The sequence below is a fragment of the Alloprevotella sp. oral taxon 473 str. F0040 genome, from assembly GCF_000318095.2.
GTDB lineage: Bacteria > Bacteroidota > Bacteroidia > Bacteroidales > Bacteroidaceae > Alloprevotella.
In genome coordinates, this window is sequence record NZ_KB290706.1 from 245 (window position 1) to 1,751 (window position 1,507).

The 1,507-nt window shown below is 42.3% G+C and carries 2 protein-coding genes; both read right to left on the reverse strand.

The window, feature by feature from the left end:
* Window positions 1–73 precede the first annotated feature (73 nt).
* Entirely contained in the window at window positions 74–745 is a 672-nt protein-coding gene (locus HMPREF9999_RS01140; RefSeq protein WP_009436380.1) for a hypothetical protein, read from the reverse strand.
* Window positions 746–751: 6 nt separating this feature from the next.
* Window positions 752–1,111, reverse strand: a complete 360-nt coding sequence (locus HMPREF9999_RS01145; protein ID WP_009436381.1) for a hypothetical protein — start codon at window positions 1,109–1,111, stop codon at window positions 752–754.
* Between the last annotated feature and the right edge of the window lie 396 nt (window positions 1,112–1,507).

Sequence of the window (1,507 nt, forward strand, 5' to 3'; positions counted from 1 at the left end):
CTTCTAAATAAACCTCATTGAAAGAATAGAACTTAGCAAGCGCCTTATAGAAGACCGGCACCTCCACTCGAATTTACTTCTTAGGTTCTTGATAGCGTTCGATGTCTTGCTGGAGATACTGTCTAAACGCAGGAAACTCCTTGTCAGTATATTCGAGGATACGTTCCCGAGCTTGCAAAGGAATGCGATCCAAGCGTATGAGTTGGTCGTATTCCCCAAACTTCGGATAGTCCACCCAGAGTAGCTCCAGCTCTTCGGCTGAGATGGGGGGATGTTCTGTTGTAATCATCTCAAATGTCCCATCATAAGCTTCCCCCTGATAGATAACAGACGAGCATCCACCTTCGTGGGTATACGAGAAATCGATACGGCGCATCCTTTTATCTGTGCCTGGGTAGCATTCAAATAAGAAAATTGCTTTTAGAAATAGCTTGCCATTCTGGTTGCGTTGCTCTCGATACTGAAAAGTCAAATAGTCATCGTAGTTATCCCTCAAGAAATCCAAACCGAAGTATCCCACATTGGACTCAATGGCGCAGTAGGGGCTGTCATCCTCATTGAGAATCGTTGCAAAGTAGACATTTTGTTGCTCATGCGCTTCGCGAGAGGCCAGTTCCAAAAGGCCTTCTTTATTCTTCCGACGAGAGTAGCGAGTCTTGTTGTAGCAATCTAATCTATATAGGGTGTCTCCCTCACTTTGTAACTCTGTATAGCCTTGACTCCAGGCTCTAAATGTAACTTTCATGTGTCTCTACTTATTATATTTTTTTTCATTCACGTCACGAATGATAATATCATTCTTCTTCGCGTAATCTAATACATTTGGCGGTATTTCCGCTTTCTGCACGGGCACTTCTAGAATCATTTGTCCACGCAGAACATTGTCTCCGTTAAGCTCAAAGATTTTTTTATTTGACCCTGTATTATTAGAAGGAACATCAGCAATGATCGAACCAGGTAAATACTTATTTGATAGTTCTTTTAAGTAACGGATTGCAGTCTCTTCCGACACCTCATCGAACTGGGTATACTTACGAGACACAATCTCTGTATTGGGGACGTATGAATCTAATCTTACATACTTGTGTTTTGCAGGCGAATCTCCTGCCACCTTTGTCTCTTTCTTTGGTGCTTCTAAATAAACCTCATTGAACGGTAGAACCCTCGTTAATAACTTGGCTCTCCGCCCTCAAAGCTCCACTCATACTCACCCTCCATAGCTCTCGTTCTTTAGCTGAACAATCACAGGAGAGGTCTTGTCCTCAGCAATCTCTATAGAGAAGGAGGAGGCTATCGGAGCTGACTATTCGTGGAGGCAGGACGATAGCAAAACAGTAAAAAGCAATATTGCTATTGAGTAATATCCAATACTACCGTGCAACATTCTCTTTTGATATTTTGTTATGCCATGCACCATACAGATTCTCTTCAATATATGAATCGTCTTTGAACAGATAGACCAGCGGTTCTACATCAAAAACAAAATCAGAGATAGGCTCTCGCTCTT